The sequence below is a fragment of the Caldivirga sp. MU80 genome, assembly GCF_001663375.1.
GTDB lineage: Archaea > Thermoproteota > Thermoprotei > Thermoproteales > Thermocladiaceae > Caldivirga.
The window spans coordinates 55,809-74,371 of record NZ_LCTF01000003.1; the positions used below are offsets into that span (position 1 = coordinate 55,809).

Sequence of the window (18,563 nt, forward strand, 5' to 3'; positions counted from 1 at the left end):
TTGCAATGCAGCCGTGCGCCAGTGTAATGGTCATTGCTTAGTTAGGGTTTCCTTAATTATCTTAGCGGCGTATGAGGCATCATCCTCAGTGAAGTGGGGTGAAACCAATATGCCCAAAACCCTCCTTGTGGCCTCCTCAGTGTTGGGTAATGGCTTGTATTCAATTTTCCTACCATAGAATGGGCATGACCATGGGCAACCCTTACCATGCCCAATCATTTTAGTGAAGAGAGGCGTCTCATAAAGTGGTATCGGGTAAGCCACGGTGACTGCCTCAAGCCCCCTAGCCCTAAGCTCCTCAGCAACCCTATCCCTAGGCTTCCCAACCCTGTCTGTTAGTAGGATTTGGTATATGTGCCATGCATGCCTAACATAGGGCTTGGGCTTGGGTAAAATTAACAAGTCATTATCAAGGCTACTCAGCTCCTCCGTGAGGACCCTTGCGAAGGCCTCCTTCCTCCTAATAATCTCCTCAATCCTGAGGAGTTGGGAGTAGCCAAGTGCAGCCTGCAACTCACCCATCCTGTAATTGTAGCCAAGCTCCTCATAATAGTACTTACCGGTTTCACCATGACTCCTAAGCAGCCTAACCCTACTGGCTAATTCATCCGAGTTTGTCGATACTGCCCCACCCTCACTACTCGTTATGGTCTTAGTCGGGTAGAAGCTGAATGTACCCAGGTCACCCAGGGCACCAACCTTAACACCCCTATAGATTGCGCCAAGGGCCTGCGCAGTGTCCTCGATTAGGTATAGGTTGTGCTCCCTGGCAACCTTAATTAACCCATCCATTTCAGCAGGCATACCGGCTAGGTGAACCACTATTATTGCCTTGGTCCTATCAGTAATCTTACCCTCAACACTGGCCGGATCGAGCCCAAGGGTTTCCAGCGAGATGTCTGCGAACACCGGTACTGCATTTGAATGGAGTACTGAGGATGCCGTGGCCAGGAACGTGAAGGCTGGTACAATGACCTCGTCACCAGGTCCAACACCAATTGCCTTGAGGGCTAGGTGAAGGGCGGTAGTTCCGCTCGAAACTGCTAACGCATACTTAACATTCAGGTACTTGGCTAATTCACCCTCAAGCAACTTACCATACTTGCCGTAGGGTGAAACTAAGTTACCACTCATCAGCGCATCAACCACAACCTTAGCATCGTCCTCAGTTATCCATGGCCTAAACCTGAGGACTCTCTCACCGTTGGGCATGGTTAAGGGTCTTGGGTAGGTTTTTAAGCTACAACCTAAGCCCAGTTAACAATGGGACCTTGGCGGTATTGGAAAAATAATTATTAAGGCTCAGGTTAAGCCCATCATCATGGCTAAGCTTAACTCACTATGGAGATGGCTGCCCCTGGTTGTTGTGTTGGTGGTCTTCACGCTTTACCTAGTTGCAATACAACCCCACCTCAACTCCTACACCAGTGATGAGATTTGGTACGTATCGGCGGCAAGGAACTTCATTAATGAGGTTGGGTTAGGCAGGTACATTGCTGGGTACGGCGTGACAGTGGCCCCATCACCACCATGCAACGTAACCAGCGCATCACCATCCATTTACTACAAGGACTACTTAATGGCATGGTACAGCAACGTAACCTACACCCAGTTAAGGAACCTACTTGATAACCCATCCTGCATAGTTAGGTTTGGGTACTATTACCCGGATAAGCAGAGCATAGTGACCTACCTAAACATTGAGCACCCGTGGTTTGGCAAGTACTTCATGGTGCTTTCAATGCTGCTCCTGGGTGATAAGCCAGTCAGCTGGAGGGTCCCAAGCATGGTCCTATCAGTGCTGATGCTCATTCTCGTCTATTACATAGCCCTAAGGCTCAGTAACGGTAATGTTGCCTATGCATCACTGGCAGCGGTTACATTGCTAATGGATGCGACCTTTAGGGATGTTGGGATAATAGCCCTTCTAGACATCTACGTGGGCTTCTTCACACTCTTAACGGTTTACCTATACTTCACTGGTAGGTACACCTCATCGGCCATAGCCAGTGGCCTAGCGGTGGCTAGCAAGTACCCAGGTGCATTCACGGTTTTCTCGGGGGCTTACCTGGAGACTTATAGGAGGAATGGGATCTGGGGGCTAGCCTACCTGGCCATAGCCTTCATAGTGTTCATCATCCCTCAACTACCCATAGTTTACCTGGTGGGTGGCATCCACAATTACATCTCTGACGTCTTCTTCTACCTTAAGTGGTTCACTGAGCCAAGGCCGCCGGGGCCTGTTGCCTCCAATCCGCTTGACTGGTTGATAGGCATTGACTCCTTCGTCAACAACGTAACGCCACCACTGTACGCAATGGGACTACCAGGCGCCTACCTGGTTGCCCTAGCCTACTCGGTGATGCTTATCGAACCCCACGTTAAGGGTAGGTTGTTTAATGAAGTTAACATTAATGAATTATCCATACCCGTAACCCTATTAACCATTTGGCTTGGCTTCTGGCTAATCTACTTCCTAGGGGACACAACCCTGTACAGCTACTACACCATGCAGTTCGCAGCCCTCGTACCACTAACCTTAGTCCTAGCCATGAGTAGGGCTAAGCCTAAGGCAAAGATTTGGATAATACTAGGTGCCATAGCAGGGGTAGCCTACGGAATATCAGTACAGTGGAGGATACTACACTCCCTAATCATATCAATCGCATAAACAACCTAACCTAAATTCTCAAATTATTTGAGGATTATTGAGGTCTTAGGGGTGCCCTCCTTACGTTTCTACCACTTCGATGAAGATCGCTCATCTGAATCCCTCCTAGTCCTTGTGAATAACCATGTTAAAGCCCTACGTTGTCTAGGAAGTTCTTGAGTATTCTAATCCCGTATTGGGTTCCTATGCTCTCGGGGTGGAATTGAACTCCAAAGACTGGGTACTCCACGTGTTGAATACCCATTATTTCATTATCATCTTTGGAAATGGCGGTTACCATGAGTGACTCAGGTGGGTTATCCACAACGAGGCTGTGATACCTCATGCCTTCGAATTCGTCAGGTAGGCCGGTGAGTATTGGTGTTGGTTTAACCCTCCTGATTACACTTGTCTTGCCGTGCTTAATAACCTTAGCCCTCCTTATCGATGCCCCGAAGACGTGTCCTATTAACTGGTGACCTAGGCAGATGCCTAGGATGGGGACTTTGTTGCTGAAGTACCTTACAACATCCCTTGACACACCCACATCCCTCGGGTTCGTTGGGCTACCTGGACCTGGGGATATTATTATCCTATCCGGTCTAATCCTCTCAATGGCCTTAACGCTAACCTCATCATTCCTGAAGACCAGCGGCCTACTGCCCAACTCACCAATGTACTGGGCTATGTTGTAGACGAAGGAGTCATAGTTATCTATGATCACGGTTACGTCAACCATGCCCACCACCCAGGCCCATGGCAGCCTTAAGGCTGCCTAACTTATGCTCAGTCTCCATGAGCTCCAACTCGGGTTTTGAATCATACACTATGCCAGCCCCCGCCTGAATCCTAACGGTACTTCCCCTCGTGAACATGCTCCTTATGATTATTGCGAACTCCCCACCTCCACCGTGCATTATGCCCAACGCCCCAGCGTAGGGCCCCCTAGGTGAGTCCTCGTACTTGGCTATCAGCTCCATTGCCCTGGGCTTTGGGGCTCCGGTTACTGTGCCGGCTGGGAATGTGGCCACTAGGGCATCCACAATGTCATTACCCCTGCTCAATGTCCCCTCAACCCTTGATACCAGGTGTTGGACGCTTTGATACTTCTCCACGGCGTAGAGCTCCTTAACCTTAACACTCCCGAAGACGCACACCTTACCTATATCGTTCCTGGCCAGGTCAACGAGCATCACGTGCTCCGCCCTATCCTTAATGCTTGATAGGAGCTCCTCCTCAAGCCTAATATCATCCCTCGGGTCCCTACCCCTAGGCCTAGTTCCAGCTATTGGGTGGGTCTCAACCCTCAAGCCATCAACCTTGACCAGTAGTTCGGGGCTTGTGCCTATTATGTACCTATCCTTAACCTTCATTAGGTACATGTAGGGTGATGGGTTTAGGTCGGCAAGCCTCCCGTAAAGCGTCATTAAATCCCCCCTGAAGCTATACTCCTCATACCTAGATAGGACGACTTGAAAAACCTCACCATTCTCAATATCCATTAAGGCCTTTGAAACCCAATCCATGTATTTAACCGGATCCGTGGCGCTGATTAACCCAGCCACCTCGAAACCACCTGCATCACCTAAGCCTCCCCTGGGCAGCTCACCCTTGACGTATGCCCTACCCAGGAAGTAGTCGTATATGACCACGTTCTGAGGTATTATGAACTCTGCCTGGGGCCAATCACTCCCCTTAATTAATGCGGCTAGGTATGGTTCAATGGACGCGACTGCATCGTAGGATAAGTAGCCCACAGCCAATTCACCATCCTCAAACCTACCCAACCTCCTATAGAGGAACTTAAGCTCATCGTAAAGGTCATCACCGGCATCCAACTTTAAAACATCCCTAACACCCCAGGTAACCACCGTGTACCTAGACCTCTCCGGGAAACCTGGCCCACTCTCAAGTAGCGTCACGTAATCCTCACCCTTATCAAGCATTAACCTAGTTAACTCCCTTGGTTTGGGTAACTCGTCAAGCGGCACCTTCACCCTTAACCACCCTGGCCACCTGCATCACCAGCCCCCAATCCTTAACACCTGGCTTTGACTCAACCCCAGAGTTGACGTCAATCAGGTAAGGCCTATACTTAACGACAAGCCTAATGTTACCTGGCCCAATACCACCGGCAACGCCAGCCTTACCCAGGCCAGCGATCTTCGTTATAATGCTTAGTGGTATCTTTAACCCATGCTCAAAGACCATATAACCGACCTTGGGTGCGTCAACCAGCACGTACTCAACGTTGCCTAACGTTAGGTATGTCTTAACGGTTTCAATGACCTGTGAATCATTAGTGTACTCCACGACGGGCGCCACGTTAACATTGCCGTATTCACTGGTTATGAGGTCGGCATTGATTGGCCCGTGGAATTGGAGCACTGGGAAGCCTGCCTTAGCCGCCAGGTTCATTGCCTCACCTAGGCTAAGGCCCTTAATCACCGCCACTGGTCTAGCCCTCGAGAGTGATCCAGCCATGTCGATGGCGTCTCTAAGATTAACTAACCTGGGGGTTGGGGTGTCTGAGTGGATTATGAAGCCTGCGTAGTCAGCGTACTTATCGATGAACTCCACGTCAATCCTCCTGGTTAGGCCACACACCTTAAGCAGAACCACCCCTACTCACCGCTGCGACCTCATTAACATAGGCCCAGAATCCGTCTGGGTTATCAGTGACTTGCAATACTGCTTCAACACCATCCCTAGGATCCTTAACCTTACCAGCCACGTAGAGCGCCATAGCCGTATTGGCGCCTATGAAGTCTAGGGCAGCCTTATCAACCCCCATTAAACCCCTCCTAGCCTTCTCAATACTCTCAACTGGGCTTGAGACAACTACGTCACGTAGGTCATGTAACCTTAGCCCCAGGTCTGAGGGTTCTATGGTGTACTTGTCCGCTGAGCCGTCCTTAACCTCATACACCGTGGTTCTCCCGAAGACCGACACCTCATCTATGCCTGGTTCACCGTGAACCAGGACTAAGTGGTCATAGCCTATGAAGCCGGCTGCCTCAGCCATCACGCTCATGATCCCTGGCTCAGAGACACCTAGGACCTGTCTCCTAACAAGACCTGGGTTGGCTAATGGGCCTATTAGGTTGAATATTGTCCTTATGCCTAGCTTTCTCCTGACAGGCATGACGTTCTTCATGGCTGGGTGGTACATTGGGGCGAAGGCGAAGGCGAACCTGTACCTATTAACCATGGCGATGGCGAGTTCTGGTTGAATGTTTATGTTAAAGCCAAGCGCCTCCAGGAAGTCGGCACTACCTGATGATGAGGACACGCTCCTGTTGCCATGCTTAAGCACCTTAACGCCCAGGTAAGCCGCCAGTAGTGCAGCCACGGTGGACACGTTCATGGTCCTTAACCCATCACCCCCCGTGCCAGCCGTGTCAACGACATAAGGGTCGTTTACGGGTATTCTTAGGCAAGTGTCCCTAAGCGCCTTAGCAAACCCAGCCACCTCCTGGGCTGCCTCACCCTTAACCCTAAGCCCCATTAGCAACGCAGCCACCTCAGCCTCACTGGTCTCCGCCCTAAGTATCATTAATGCCGCGTTGTAGGCCTCCTCAAGGCTTAACCCAATCCCCCTAGCCAGCTTCTCCAGGATGGGCCTCACTCAACTCACCCTCTCGTAGGCGTCTGGGTCAAGTAACCCATGGCCAGATAGGTTGAACAATATCACACTTCCCTTAGGCATTCTCCTCGCCTCATCGATAACCGCCCTTATTGCGTGGGAGGACTCTGGGGCGGGTACAATACCCTCACTCCTCGCAAACATCACACCGGCCTCAAGCGCCTCCTCCTGCGTGTAGGCCCTAGCCTCAACGATACCCTCCCTAACCAGTAGTGATAGGCTTGGGGCCGCCCCATGGTACCTTAACCCGGCGGCGTGGCTTGGGGGTGGTACGTAGTTGTGTCCAAGGGTCAGCATCCTTATCATTGGCAGTAACCCCCCTGAATCCGGGAAGTCGTACTCGTACCTACCCTGGGTCAACTTGGGGGCCGCCTTAGACTCAACGGCTAGGAACCTAGTCCCCTCGAAGCCCTCACCCCTCAGCTTAGCCCCTATGAATGGGTACGTTAACCCCGCGAAGTTGCTGCCACCACCAACGCAGCCAACCACTAGGTCAGGCTCCTCCGGGATTTGCTCAATGGCCTCCTGCCCAATCACCGTCTGGTGCATTAGGACAAATTCAAGAACACTACCCGGTATGTACCTCCTACCCTCACCCTGAAGCGTGTAGTCAATGGCCTCGCTTATGGCTAGGCCAAGGCTACCTGGGTGGTTTGGGTTAGCCTTAAGGGCCTCAATGCCGTACTTAGTAACCTCGCTTGGGCTTGGGTAGACCGTGGCCCCGTAGGTCCTCATGAAGAGGACCCTCTGCCTCTTACTCATGAAGGAGCTCTTAGTCATGAATACTGTTGCCTTAACCCCAATTAGGGCTGCCGCTATTGAAACGGCTAAGCCCCACTGTCCAGCCCCAGTCTCAGTGGCAACTTCCTTAGCCCCATCCCTAAACGCATAGTAAACCTGGGGGACGGCCGTATTCAACTTATGTGATCCACCTGGTAATGCACCCTCGAACTTGTAATATATCTTAACTCCATTACCAATGAGCCTCTCAAGGCCCCTAGCCCTCCTCAGTGGCGTGGGCCTACCAAGCCTTGCGTAAATGTCCCTAACCTCCTCTGGTATTGGGACGTACTGCAGCGCGGTGAACTCCTGGTGTAGGAGTTCACTGGGCATTATCCTGTTCAGTAGGGTTATCCTGGACTCACCCTCATATGGATCCATGGGTGGTGGTAGTGGTTTAGGTAGGTCAACGGCTATGTTGTACCAGTGGGTTGGCACATTGGTCATGGTAAACCACCCCTCAGCCACTTGAGGAGGCTTAGAGCCGACTCAAGGTTACTCATCCTTTGAATGAAGGCTGTCCCAACCACAACCCCATCAGCCCCAGCCTTAATGAGCGACTTAACCATATCAGGGTTATTCACGGCGAAGCCAACAACTAGGAACGTATCACCAATAATGCCCCTAATCGTTGTAACGTTCTGCTCAACGTAGATAGGTAGCTTAATGCCCGTGGCCGCGTATAGGCCTAGGTAGATGAATAGTGGGTTATATTCACTGAGTCTCTTAACCAACTTGTAGGGTGTCTTGCTTGATATGAAGAAGCTTGGCCTCAACCCATTACTCACCATAACCTCAACATACCTATCGATTAATTCAGGGTAGTCGAATATTAGGTCAGGGAAGAGTATGGACACGGCATTAACAGACCTAGCCACTGATGCAGTCTCGTTAAGCGAATCAACGTAATCAGCCACGTAACCCATTAGGACCGGCACCCTACTATACCTACCGTAGTCATCAACAACTTTAACAGCCTCAAGACCCTTAAGCTCGGCGCCGTGGTGCGTAACCCTAATAACGGGGCCATCGTACTTAGGGTTACCAGTGGGTATGCCTATTTCAAGGAAGTCCACGAGTCCCCTTACACCATTAAGGACCTCTATGAAATGCCTAATGCTCGGGTACGTTGCCGTTAGGTATAGGCCCAAGGAGGGCCTGCTTATGCCCATTGGAGCCTAGCTTCACCGCTCATAGGCTTAGGTTATCAGTAGTCTATTTTTAAGCATTTCCCAGCTATATAATTCAGCGTAAGCGGTCAACGATGGCTCATTAAACCTTGAAATATTTTTAAACAAGCCCCAGTGCACTCAATTATGCAGTATGTTAAGCTTGGTTGGTCTGGGGTTAAGGTCTCCCAGTTCTGCCTCGGCACATGGTACCTACCAAGGCTTGACTCAGTTGATGAGTTTGGGGTTCGTAGGGTTGATGTTGATACCGCGGTTAAGGTGATGAGGAAGGCTTATGATGAGGGTGTTAACTGCATAGATACGGCGAATAGGTACCATGGAGCAATGGCACCGGTGGACCTGAATCATGTTGGTAACGCTGAGCGCGTGGTGGGCCAATTCTTAAAGACGGTGGACAGGGAGTCCGTGGTACTTGCCACTAAGGTTAGGGGTCAGATGGCTCCTTGGCCTAATGGTGAGGGGTTGTCGAGGAAGCACATTAGGTGGCAGATTAGGGAATCACTGAAGAGGCTTGGGACAAGCTACGTGGACCTATACCAAATCCACTGGCCAGACCCAGATACACCTAAGATCGAAACCCTAAGGGCTCTTAATGAGCTTATTGAGTGGGGTCTCGTTAATTATATTGGTGAGAGTAATCACCCAGCCCACGACATTGTTGAGTTCATGGAGTTAGCTGAGAGGCACAACCTAGAACCCTTCACAACAATGCAGGAGATATACAACATACTGGTCAGGGATATTGAGAGGGATAAGATACCCGTAGCCAAAAGATACGGAATGGCAATACTAGCCTACTCCCCACTAGCCCAAGGTGTACTAACGGGAAAATACGTGGACTTCAACAACAGAAAGTGGTCAACCCCAAGTGACTCAAGAGCGGTAATATCAAGTGGACTCCAAGGGTACTTCAACGATAGGAACCTCAGGGTGTTGCTTGAGCTTAATGAGATAGCCAAGTCCAAGGGGGCTACGTTGAGTCAAGTCTCACTGGCCTGGTTAATAGGCATGCAGGAGAGGCTGGGCGTAACAATAATACCTATAATAGGGGTTACAAGGATGGAGCAGCTTGAGGACAATTTAGGAAGCCTAAACGTAAAACTTAGCCAAGACGACTTCAACAGGATTGAGGAGGCCTTAAAGGCTCAGTGAAGACGATACATGGGAATGCGGTTGAGTGTTACTGAGTATTTAAAATTCTACAGCGTTAAGCATTAACATGCCGCTACGGCTTAAACTCAATGGTTTTATCCACTGTGAACCTACCTGTTAGGTGTATGTCCCTTGACGATGATCCAACCCTAACCTCGTACTCACCAGCATCCACAATCCACAATCCCCTTGACGCATTGAAACTGGCCAAATCCTTAACATTAATAGTCAATTCTATGCGCTCAGCCTCACCTGGGTTAAGTAGCCTAGTCTTCCTGAAGGCCTTCAACTCCTGGATCGGCTTATCAACAGTGCCCTGCGGCGCCTTAACGTAAACCTGGGCAACCTCCTTACCAGGGTACTTGCCCACGTTAACCACGTCAAAGGACACCTTAACTATATCTTCGCTCTTAGCCACGGTTAGGTTCCTATACTCGAACCTAGTGTAGGATAGCCCAAAGCCGAATTCGTAGGCCGGCTCAACGTTGTACTTGTCGTAGTAGCGGTAACCCACGTAAATGCCCTCACAGTACCTAACAGCCCTCGGGTTATCCTGGGGTACCCCTGGGTAGCACTCAGCGGACTTGGCGGCTGGTACATCACTCCAGTCCCTCGGGAACGTTGTAGGTAGCTTACCTGAAGGGTTAACCTTACCCACCAGGGCGTCGGCAATAACCCTGCCAGCCTCCTGCCCAGGTAGCCAGACGAGTAGTATTGCGTCAACTAGGTCTCTCCAGGTGGCAACCTCAATAGGCGCGGGTATATTCAATATTGCAACAACCCCCTTACCAAGGGCGTGGAATTGCCTTGAAACCATTTCAATCAGCCTACGCTCACTATCAGTTAAGTAGTAGTCACCTTTAACAGCCTTCCTATCCCAACCCTCCCCCGAGGTCCTGCTGATGACTATAATGGCCACGTCGTTGCGCCTGGCGAATTCACCAACCTGCCCCTCAGTCAATATGTCCTGTTGTAGGGGCTCTGCATAGGCCTCCTCGTAGTACAGTGCGCATAGGTAATCTTCACCTCTCCTCTCCTTAACGTAATTAACATAGATTGATGACAATTCCTCATCAACCTTAAGCTCGCTTCCCCTCAATCCATCAAGTATGTTGATGAAGTGGTTGGGGTGGGTATGCCCACTCCCCAAGCCACCCCTCATTGTTTCAACCTGCCCAGTACCGAACAACGCCACCCTTGTGCCAGGCCTTAGGGGTAGGGTTTCCCTTGCATTCTTAAGTAGCACTATGCCCTCGGCCGCCGCCTCATAGGCAACCTTAGCGTGTTCGCTTAGGTTGGGTGTGTTGCTTGGCTTATGACCCTTGTACGTGAGCGACCTCTTAACCAGCTCAATAACCCTGGCAGCACTCCTATTAACCTCATCCTCGCTTAACTCACCCCTCTTAACGGCGTCCATCAGCCTTGAGACAACGTTATCGCCGCCTGGCATTATCAGGTCATTGCCTGCCTTAACCTGCTCGATGGGGTTATCCCCAGCACCCCAGTCACTCATGACGACCCCATCAAACCCCCACTCCTCCCTAAGCACCTTGGTTAGTAGCCATGGGTTCTGGGACGTGTACTTACCGTTGAGCTTATTGTAGGAGCTCATTATGGCCCAGGGCCTTGCCTCCTTAACCACTATCTCGAAGGGTTTAAGGTAAATCTCCCTTAAGGCTCTCTCATCAACTATGGTGTCTATTACGTGCCTATTGGTCTCCTGGTCATTGGCTACGAAGTGCTTGGCGGTGGCCCCAACACCAACGGATTGAACACCCCTAATGTATGCTGCGGCTATCTTGCCCGTTAACAATGGGTCCTCTGAGAAGTACTCGAAATTCCTACCGCAGAGTGGGTGCCTATGGATATTCATTCCCGGGGCTAGGAAGACATCAATACCGTAATCCCTAGCTTCCTCCCCCATGGCCCTACCCACGGCCTCAACCAGCTCAGGGTTCCAGGTCGAGGCCAGCATAGTGGGTACTGGAAATGCTGTCGCCGGCCACCGCCTGAATGGGTTTGGCTCAACCCTAATGCCGGACGGCCCATCGGTCATGACTATGGCTGGTAGGCCACCCACAGTCCTAGTCTCTCCCGCAGCCCCAGGAACCCTCCTGGAGCACCCAGCTCCGAAGCACCCTATGCCGGCTAGAAGTTTAACCTTATCCTCAAGGCTAAGGCTGGATATATCAACGCTCATTAGGTAGTCAGCGGGTTTAAGAGTTATTAAGCATTACATGGGACACCATGGACGTAACACCCATGTGGTGGTTAAGACCGTGGCAATTGGTATGCGGAACTTAACTCACATGCACCGTAATGCAGATTTAAAGCACCGTTAAATGTCAACCCCCAGTTGCCTAAGTACGGAATAGGCAATATCCCTAGCCCTACGCGTACTGTTAAGCATTGAGCCTGCGTAATCCCTATCGTAAAGCATGCCGGGTGTTAACAGGCTTGACGGTTCACCGTAAGTTGACCTGGCGTGTTCCCTAGCCACCTCATGACTCAGCCTAGCCAATTCACCCACAAGCCCCCTTAAACCCTCAGGCACCTTATTCATTACATTCATTAATTGATTTGATGGGTCATGGCTCCATGTTGGTACCTCAAAAACGGATATTATAGCCTTGGCGAAGTTTTCAATGGCCAACTGGGAGTAGTGTACGCATCCAGCCCAATCACCATGCTCATAATATGCCTCAGCCCGCCCCAAGTGCTCGTTGGCCAGCCTTAGCCTATACTCAGCCTCACTGATTGGGTCTATCATAGTATCCTGACCTTCGCCATCGGCTTCGGTAAAACCCAGTAGTAGGCCTTACCATCCTTAACCCTCCTTAACCCGCTCTCAACTATCCTGCGCCTAACGTGAGCCAGGAAGCCCTGGAGCACCCCTGACCTGTCTAAGAGAACCACGGTGTCCCAGTAGATGTTCAGCAGTAGGGGGTTCACTACGCTTGGATTCACGAATTCCTTAAAATCCATGTCAATCACTGTGAATTCCGGGTAACCCCTTAGTAGGGCAGTTACGGCTAGGTAAACCGCCCTACCCCTAACTAACCTATTAATTTCACGGAGCCCCTTATGAAGGATGAGTATGTCTACGTCACTCCTCTCATCAGCCTCGCACCTTGCCCATGAGCCGAAGAGTAGGGCTGCTACGTAGTTTTCATTAGTCAGCTTACTCAACCTCCTCCTAAGGTCATTAATAACGGAATCGCAGCTAAGCTGCATTACCCACTTAGATGTGGGCTTTCTTAACTTAAATACTTTCCCAATGCCCAGCCAGGAGGCGTGAAACGGTGCTGAGAAGCGCTTATTAGGTGCCGTTGATTAGCATTAATGTGGAAACCGTAGCCGTACCAGAGGCTATCATTAGGGAGCTTAAGAATAGGGGGATTGATGCGGAGTCTCTGATTGTTGAGCTGCTGGTAAGAGTGCTCAACCTGGACCCCAAGACAACGGCCCAGGCGCACTTGGAATTGGCAATGCGGTACCTTGAGGAGGGTAGGGGCCTTGTTAATAAGGATCCTGTTCAGGCCAGTGAGAAGCTTTACAAGGCTGCCGAGGAATCAGTTAAGGCGGCTGCAAGTTGCCTAAGCCTAGACGTGCTTAGGCAGGTTGAGGATAAGGGTAAGTGGACTGTGGCTGAGTTGGATAAGGCCGCTAGGGGTATTTCAAATAAAGTAGGAGACTGGTTCCTAGCAGCCTGGGATACCGCGTGGGTGCTTCACGTGTGGGGGTTTCATGAGGCTAAGCTTAGCAGCGAGTCCGTTAAGGCTAGGGAGCCGTACGTGGCCAGGCTTTTTGAGGAGGTTAAGAAATTGTGCCAAGCACCTTAAACCCAACATAACCAGTGCCTATGTTTCGTTCCCCTCATCCCTATGTCCCTAATTATCCGTCATCCTTGCTAGGGAGGTTGTTGGGGAGTAATTGTGATCCTTATTTAGAATCCTTACCGGCACCGGACCTAGCCTTAGAAGCAAAGAGGAATATGTATTTAATGCCATACTCCACGAAGGCGCTACGTGAAACATCAATACCTAGGTTAAGGCTCAGGGGTCATTACCGACTACACTCCTCAACCCACTAAGTATGGCAGGTAATGCGTTAACCGTCTCCCTAAATGTTATTATCTCCATCGAAACATTGATTTCCACATAACCATGAACCAGTACATTCCTAAAACCCACCAAACTACGTCTAAGCCCATCCTTACGGTAGCGTTAGCCCAATACAGCTTTGCAAGAATGACCCAACCATAGGCAAAGGTACTAATCCTGTTTAACTGATCTCGGCGCTAGGGTTGGGTTTTGGGCTTGGGTTTTTCTGTGGGGGTTGTTGGTTGTCTTCGTGGTTGTTTAACTTGCCTTGTTTGTTTCCTTATAGAATGCCCGGTTAGCTTGGGGTGGGGTTGAGGTGTTGCATCTGAGCCACTCACCCATTAATTGCCTCGAAAAAATAAAAATCCCTGTGGGAGAAGAGTTTTGGTGTGTGGTCTGTGTCTAGGGCTTTGCCCATGGTTGTCCTCGCATTGGCAATAGTCTCAGTGGTTGTTTTGGTTGCTAATAGTATTTACGCGGTCCCGTCACCCATCTCCTCCGTTCGTATTGGTGGGTTTGGTGAGGTTGATTACTACGCATCGCAACCAATACTTAATGCTCCTCCTGGCTTGTTGGTTAGGGTTTACCTAATCAACGGCTCCAGCATGAAGCCCGTTAACGCATTCATCGATGTTTACGCCAATGCTCCCAATGGGATTGTCCACGTTGCAATGGGCTACTCATCAATCTTAATTGTGCCGTTTAACAGCACGAACTGGCTGTATGCGCTTGGTAAGTGGGCTTCATTGGGTATACCATTCAGTGGGTACAACACGTCAATGCTAGTATTCATAACCTACATGCATGGTAATGAGTCGTGGATCGTACCATTGCTTATCCCATACAATGTTGGTTGGGCATACAGGGCATTAGGCAAGTCAACGCCAAGTGACGCCACGCCAAGGTACATTGTTGTTAATGCCTACATTAACGTTAATGAGTTAAGGCCGAGTAGGGTGGTTCCAGTAAAGCTAAACAGCACGGTCACTGACCCACAGGTCTTCGGAACATACAACGGCTACACGGTGTACAACTGCAGCCTAAGCGGACCACAACCACCAAATATATACACGTCATACGTGTTCCAACCAACGAGCACATGCCTAGGCTTCAACGGATCACTACCAATAGCATGGGCTACGTGGAGCAACGGCGTAATACAAAACGACCAAGGGCTACAGTTACAGCTTGCCATAGACTTCTCGGGTACGATAAATTGGGACGCAATGGCAACCGGCTACGGCAACATAGGCACATCATACAGCGCACCAGAGAACTGGGGAATATTAAGTGCAGAGTTTACTATTGGTTCTGATGTGACGCAGCCTGGCTCACTGTATTGGTACTATGGAGGGGCCACTTGGGCTATCGTCAATTATGAAGTGTATGAAGTGTGGTATGTTGATGTGCCTATCATGTATTATGTGGGCACCACGACTGTTTCCGAGGTGCTTTACGTACCACCAAATGATGTCTATGGTTATGCCTTTGATTATGGCAATGGGCCGATAAGCATGTTCTACAATGGCTCAATAACACTAAGCCAGCAGTACTTCGGATACCCAGCACTCAACGCATCGACGATTATTGAATATGCAGCATTTGAGTACACACCATATGGAGAGGAGCTCTGGGAGTGCAACGGACCAGTTGGTAATGCTAGTACGCCATACGGTACCGTCTACACAATAACACTCGGCGGTGTTAACACGGCTTACGGCCTGAGTGCGGCTGAGATTGGCACTGAGTTGGGTGGTTTGGCGTTCGATGTCTTGGTAGAAATGGCGACGGAGGGAGAGGCAACGCCACTTGAAATTCTCCTGAATTATGTTGGTTCATCGATATTCGACATCGCCGGCCTACTCATACCGCCACAAACCTCATCAACAGTAACGAAGACTACGCTTGGAATTGGTGGCGTCACAGCGGGCACGAACCTCTACATCTCCGTGGTTAATGCCTCGGCGGTTTACGGCTTACCCACATTCGGCTTCATACTGAACGCCACGAATTTCTACGGGATCCCGTCAAGCTTCACGTGCAAGTACAATCAATGGGTGCAGATTGGTTAAGAGCCATTATGGCACTCAACATTCATTGAAATTCGTAATGGTGTCCTCATGAATGTTAAATCTTTGTTTTGGTTCTATTTTGGCTTTGTTTTTGCGAGTTTTGCCTCATCTCTCTGGCTACTGCTTAGTTCTGTCTTGACGATAACACCAATACCCCTCCCCTATTGGTTACTCTACACTCCTGGCAATATCGTCACTGCCGGAATAATTGTTGCATCTTTGATGCTTGCCTTGTACGCATACCTTGGTGTAGCATTGGTTTTGAATAAAATGAATAGAGGTTTCATACCGATAACAATGGTTATCGCATTCACCATAGGCATAACCCTACTTTTGGTTAGGCAAGCCATACCTGCACTGGTTATTTTGGTCATAGCATACGTAATGCTTATTGGCACATACGCAGTGTTAATCAGTGTTGCCGTTTCGAGGGCTTCTAAGGCCTTGTGGGCAACGGCAACAATAATACTCACACTAATACCGCCAATACTCATAGGAGGCGGATTAGCAGTCATTAACTACGTGAAGTACATGGCATTGGTTGAGCAGGCAACGGCAATAATGGCATCGGCAATAGAGGCATGGAGGCTGGGTGTTGAGCAATGAGGGCCCTCACTACCTCATTGCTAATAGTCTCAATAATTGCTGTAATCGCAGCCTTCGCATTACTCTTTATCCATGGCACCAAACTAACGGAGATCAACCTTAATTAACGTGCCGACACTGGTGGGTTCGCCAGTGTATTAATTAGACCACTATATGCATTGATTAGGTACTACGTGGGTAGGTGTATGAGAATGTCATTAATCATGACAATAAATGAACGACAAGCCTTGCCCCTTCTAGGGGTGGGGTCGCCCACTATGTGGGTAGGTTTATCAACCTCAGCCATATTAAGGTATTCAGTAGCCCCAAAGAGGGGGTAACAATCGAGACCCCCCAGGGGTGGAAACCCAGCCCAACAAGGGTGGGGAGGGGGGTCGTAGGTATGCCTCAGTAAAAGGCCTTTAATAAGCGTCGGTACTATTTTCACAAACCGAAGGGTTAAAAAGCTCATAGAGCGTGCAATCCCGGTATGAGATTCGAATCTAAGCTTGCCTCATTAGTGGCTGCGGTAGTTTTAGCCGCAGTAATAGCCTCAGTACTACTCTTGATTCATGCTGCTAATAAACAAGGCACAAGGGCTGAGGCTAATTTTAATGCACCGGAGTCGATGGGTATTATCCTAAACGTGCCGGTTTACGTTGTTGGTCCTCAGTCGTTGATTCGGAGGCTTGTTGGTGTTGGTGTACCGCAGTCGCTTATTAAGCCAATTAACCTAAGCCAATTGCCTTCCTTACCCGGTAACTCAACGGTACTCATAGGCTACTCTGTGATCAAGCCTAGTGTTGTTGTTGGTGTGGTTAATGGGGTGGTGAGGCTTAACCTAACGAGCCCAGTGATTGCCTTGTTAATTAGCCTAGTGGCTAAGGGTGACTTAATCATGCTATACGGCAATTCAAGCGACTTAATGGCAATGGAGTACCTACTAGCCTACACGTGGGCTAAAAAATACGGCACACTCTACCTTAACTACCTTAATGGACGCGGCGTACCAAGCAACTACCTAATAGCCTACCCAATAATACCAATCAACAGCAAGGAAGCACTAGCAATGGCATTTGGTGGGCCGCATTACCTAGTCATAGGACCAGCAATGCCGAGGGATGTACTATGGGCTGTGGCTGTGTATGAGTCGTTAAGGTACACATTCTCAATAGCGAGCCTTTTCTCAAGCCTCCCTGACCCTGAGGTGAATTACCTTAACCTGTGTTACTACATTTACGAGTGGTACTCCTCCGTGGACCACTACCTAAACGGTAAGTGGAGTAGCGACAGCTACCTCATATTGGCATTCCCAATAGTCAGCTCACGCTCCTACGAACCACCGAGTATCATGGGTTATAGTGATGGCAATGGCACATTCTACTACGACACATGCCTAGAGGTAAGCACCCAAGTTTGGGTCACTGCAACACCACCGAACATACCCGCCTACGTATACGGCTATGTTGGGTATAGGCTGTCGGAGACTATGGCTAACAATGGTGGTGAGGTTCTAAGTGAAACCGGCACTATTGATTACTACACCAGTTACAGGTACTACAACGAATCAATAACGAACTCATTCGTTGGAAGTAATACGGGACGACCCCAACTAGTACACTTAACGACTGGGTATGGCTTTAGTGAGGGGATAAGCCTTAACTACGGCCCATCAACGCAGGCTTACGGTTACCCCGCCGATAACGTTACCTGGAGGTTCAGATTCAGCCACGCAAACAATCCAGGCATTGATTACTACAATGATTTCGATGACCCATCGCCAAATTGGATTATGCCGTATCCCTTAGGCCTCCAGCCGTTCTATGCCTACCTGCCAGTCTACATGAGTGTTGAGGTTTTGACGGGTTCTAGGTGTTACTTGATTTTTGCTGAGAATACTTATGAGTATGTTTGGGTTGATGGTGGTTGGTGGCTTACCGCACAGCCAATGGGCTCAAGCACGGGCCTAGTCCCATCAGCAGCCTCGTACATACCATCACAACAACTCCCAGGCACATACGTGAGCGGAGTAGCATCATGGAGCGCACCCACACTAGAGTTGTGCCGGCCCTAACAACAACCCAACCATAAACCAATCAAACAAGTCCCCACCCACACCAGCCTTTTAATCGGATTATGAAGAGGGTTTAGGCTTAATGAGTATTCCTAACTCAACAGCGGAGCAACCACCCACATAAACATGGCGCCGGGGCCGGGATTTGAACCCGGGCCCCCTTGCGGGGACGGGATCTCGAGTCCCGTTCAGGTCCCCACGGGTTAAACCGTGGGGATCGCCTTGGGCCAAGCTCGGCCACCCCGGCTGGTTTAGGGTTTATGACCGCTCTTTAAACCTTACTCCCATAATCAATGCACGCTGGTTAAATG

Annotated in this window: 17 protein-coding genes and 1 tRNA gene; 6 read left to right on the top strand and 12 right to left on the bottom strand. The window is 49.9% G+C overall.

All coding sequences use genetic code 11. The features are described from left to right. Nucleotides 1-30: 30 nt before the first annotated feature. The gene (locus tag AAX04_RS01400; protein ID WP_066793028.1) at nucleotides 31-1,212 is read right to left on the bottom strand and encodes a DegT/DnrJ/EryC1/StrS aminotransferase family protein; all 1,182 of its coding nucleotides are present in this window, start codon (nucleotides 1,210-1,212) and stop codon (nucleotides 31-33) included. A 109-nt stretch (nucleotides 1,213-1,321) separates the two neighbouring features. On the opposite strand from AAX04_RS01400, the gene AAX04_RS01405 reads away from it, so the two are divergent. Then, nucleotides 1,322-2,671 (top strand): glycosyltransferase family 39 protein, encoded by a 1,350-nt coding sequence (locus AAX04_RS01405; RefSeq protein WP_066793031.1) that lies wholly within the window; start codon nucleotides 1,322-1,324, stop codon nucleotides 2,669-2,671. Nucleotides 2,672-2,798: 127 nt separating this feature from the next. Here the strand turns inward: AAX04_RS01405 and AAX04_RS01410 are convergent, their stop codons facing one another. From AAX04_RS01410 to trpA, 6 genes are read right to left on the bottom strand one after another with little or no spacing between them, the layout of a single operon-like run. Then, nucleotides 2,799-3,389, bottom strand: coding sequence for an aminodeoxychorismate/anthranilate synthase component II (locus tag AAX04_RS01410; protein WP_066793032.1), 591 nt, complete (start codon nucleotides 3,387-3,389; stop codon nucleotides 2,799-2,801). Next, on the bottom strand, nucleotides 3,382-4,647 hold the full coding sequence (locus AAX04_RS01415; protein ID WP_066793033.1) for an anthranilate synthase component I family protein: 1,266 nt from the start codon (nucleotides 4,645-4,647) through the stop codon (nucleotides 3,382-3,384). Before AAX04_RS01415 ends, AAX04_RS01410 begins: the two co-directional genes overlap by 8 nt. Further along, nucleotides 4,631-5,272 carry a hypothetical protein gene (locus tag AAX04_RS01420; RefSeq protein ID WP_066793034.1) on the bottom strand — a complete coding sequence of 214 codons (642 nt, stop codon included), beginning with the start codon at nucleotides 5,270-5,272 and terminating at the stop codon, nucleotides 4,631-4,633. Before AAX04_RS01420 ends, AAX04_RS01415 begins: the two co-directional genes overlap by 17 nt. Then, nucleotides 5,259-6,278 (bottom strand): anthranilate phosphoribosyltransferase, encoded by a 1,020-nt coding sequence (gene trpD, locus AAX04_RS01425; RefSeq protein ID WP_066793035.1) that lies wholly within the window; start codon nucleotides 6,276-6,278, stop codon nucleotides 5,259-5,261. Before trpD ends, AAX04_RS01420 begins: the two co-directional genes overlap by 14 nt. Continuing rightward, nucleotides 6,279-7,523 (bottom strand): TrpB-like pyridoxal phosphate-dependent enzyme, encoded by a 1,245-nt coding sequence (locus tag AAX04_RS01430; RefSeq protein WP_066793037.1) that lies wholly within the window; start codon nucleotides 7,521-7,523, stop codon nucleotides 6,279-6,281. It abuts the gene before it with no gap. Continuing rightward, nucleotides 7,520-8,248, bottom strand: a complete 729-nt coding sequence (gene trpA, locus AAX04_RS01435; protein WP_066793039.1) for a tryptophan synthase subunit alpha — start codon at nucleotides 8,246-8,248, stop codon at nucleotides 7,520-7,522. Before trpA ends, AAX04_RS01430 begins: the two co-directional genes overlap by 4 nt. A 144-nt stretch (nucleotides 8,249-8,392) precedes the next feature. On the opposite strand from trpA, the gene AAX04_RS01440 reads away from it, so the two are divergent. Further along, nucleotides 8,393-9,418: an aldo/keto reductase gene (locus tag AAX04_RS01440; RefSeq protein ID WP_066793042.1), complete on the top strand. Its 1,026-nt coding sequence runs from the start codon at nucleotides 8,393-8,395 to the stop codon at nucleotides 9,416-9,418. Nucleotides 9,419-9,491: 73 nt separating this feature from the next. Here AAX04_RS01440 and AAX04_RS01445 read toward each other — a convergent pair whose 3' ends face one another. The 3 genes from AAX04_RS01445 to AAX04_RS01455 form a co-directional block, all read right to left on the bottom strand. Then, on the bottom strand, nucleotides 9,492-11,618 hold the full coding sequence (locus tag AAX04_RS01445; protein ID WP_066793044.1) for a glycoside hydrolase family 3 N-terminal domain-containing protein: 2,127 nt from the start codon (nucleotides 11,616-11,618) through the stop codon (nucleotides 9,492-9,494). 138 nt (nucleotides 11,619-11,756) lie between these two features. Further along, nucleotides 11,757-12,188 (bottom strand): HEPN domain-containing protein, encoded by a 432-nt coding sequence (locus AAX04_RS01450; protein WP_066793046.1) that lies wholly within the window; start codon nucleotides 12,186-12,188, stop codon nucleotides 11,757-11,759. Then, nucleotides 12,185-12,652 (bottom strand): nucleotidyltransferase domain-containing protein, encoded by a 468-nt coding sequence (locus AAX04_RS01455; protein ID WP_066793048.1) that lies wholly within the window; start codon nucleotides 12,650-12,652, stop codon nucleotides 12,185-12,187. Before AAX04_RS01455 ends, AAX04_RS01450 begins: the two co-directional genes overlap by 4 nt. A 110-nt stretch (nucleotides 12,653-12,762) precedes the next feature. On the opposite strand from AAX04_RS01455, the gene AAX04_RS01460 reads away from it, so the two are divergent. Then, on the top strand, nucleotides 12,763-13,260 hold the full coding sequence (locus AAX04_RS01460) for a PaREP1 family protein (protein ID WP_066793049.1): 498 nt from the start codon (nucleotides 12,763-12,765) through the stop codon (nucleotides 13,258-13,260). 213 nt (nucleotides 13,261-13,473) lie between these two features. On the opposite strand, the gene AAX04_RS12125 is transcribed toward AAX04_RS01460, so the two are convergent. Further along, entirely contained in the window at nucleotides 13,474-13,611 is a 138-nt protein-coding gene (locus AAX04_RS12125; RefSeq protein WP_162270100.1) for a hypothetical protein, read from the bottom strand. 308 nt (nucleotides 13,612-13,919) lie between these two features. Between AAX04_RS12125 and AAX04_RS01465 the strand changes: the two genes are divergently transcribed. The 3 genes from AAX04_RS01465 to AAX04_RS01475 all read left to right on the top strand — a co-directional run bounded on the left by AAX04_RS01465 (nucleotide 13,920) and on the right by AAX04_RS01475 (nucleotide 18,252). Continuing rightward, nucleotides 13,920-15,593, top strand: coding sequence for a hypothetical protein (locus tag AAX04_RS01465; RefSeq protein WP_238377753.1), 1,674 nt, complete (start codon nucleotides 13,920-13,922; stop codon nucleotides 15,591-15,593). A gap of 48 nt (nucleotides 15,594-15,641) precedes the next feature. Continuing rightward, nucleotides 15,642-16,199 carry a hypothetical protein gene (locus tag AAX04_RS01470; RefSeq protein ID WP_066793051.1) on the top strand — a complete coding sequence of 186 codons (558 nt, stop codon included), beginning with the start codon at nucleotides 15,642-15,644 and terminating at the stop codon, nucleotides 16,197-16,199. A 469-nt stretch (nucleotides 16,200-16,668) separates the two neighbouring features. Further along, entirely contained in the window at nucleotides 16,669-18,252 is a 1,584-nt protein-coding gene (locus AAX04_RS01475) for a hypothetical protein (RefSeq protein ID WP_066793053.1), read from the top strand. Between the two features lie 127 nt (nucleotides 18,253-18,379). On the opposite strand, the gene AAX04_RS11775 is transcribed toward AAX04_RS01475, so the two are convergent. Further along, nucleotides 18,380-18,499: transfer RNA gene (locus AAX04_RS11775), tRNA-Ser, on the bottom strand. Between the last annotated feature and the right edge of the window lie 64 nt (nucleotides 18,500-18,563).

What these genes read in the sequence shown, in the direction of transcription:
- AAX04_RS01440 (WP_066793042.1), top strand. Translation starts at nt 8,393, where the DNA reads ATGCAGTATGTTAAGCTTGGTTGGTCTGGGGTTAAGGTCTCCCAGTTC.
- AAX04_RS01430 (WP_066793037.1), bottom strand. Translation starts at nt 7,523, where the DNA reads ATGACCAATGTGCCAACCCACTGGTACAACATAGCCGTTGACCTACCT.
- AAX04_RS01470 (WP_066793051.1), top strand. Translation starts at nt 15,642, where the DNA reads ATGAATGTTAAATCTTTGTTTTGGTTCTATTTTGGCTTTGTTTTTGCG.
- AAX04_RS01445 (WP_066793044.1), bottom strand. Translation starts at nt 11,618, where the DNA reads ATGAGCGTTGATATATCCAGCCTTAGCCTTGAGGATAAGGTTAAACTT.
- AAX04_RS01410 (WP_066793032.1), bottom strand. Translation starts at nt 3,389, where the DNA reads ATGGTTGACGTAACCGTGATCATAGATAACTATGACTCCTTCGTCTAC.
- trpA (WP_066793039.1), bottom strand. Translation starts at nt 8,248, where the DNA reads ATGGGCATAAGCAGGCCCTCCTTGGGCCTATACCTAACGGCAACGTAC.
- AAX04_RS01400 (WP_066793028.1), bottom strand. Translation starts at nt 1,212, where the DNA reads ATGCCCAACGGTGAGAGAGTCCTCAGGTTTAGGCCATGGATAACTGAG.
- AAX04_RS01405 (WP_066793031.1), top strand. Translation starts at nt 1,322, where the DNA reads ATGGCTAAGCTTAACTCACTATGGAGATGGCTGCCCCTGGTTGTTGTG.
- AAX04_RS01475 (WP_066793053.1), top strand. Translation starts at nt 16,669, where the DNA reads ATGAGATTCGAATCTAAGCTTGCCTCATTAGTGGCTGCGGTAGTTTTA.
- AAX04_RS01455 (WP_066793048.1), bottom strand. Translation starts at nt 12,652, where the DNA reads ATGCAGCTTAGCTGCGATTCCGTTATTAATGACCTTAGGAGGAGGTTG.
- AAX04_RS01450 (WP_066793046.1), bottom strand. Translation starts at nt 12,188, where the DNA reads ATGATAGACCCAATCAGTGAGGCTGAGTATAGGCTAAGGCTGGCCAAC.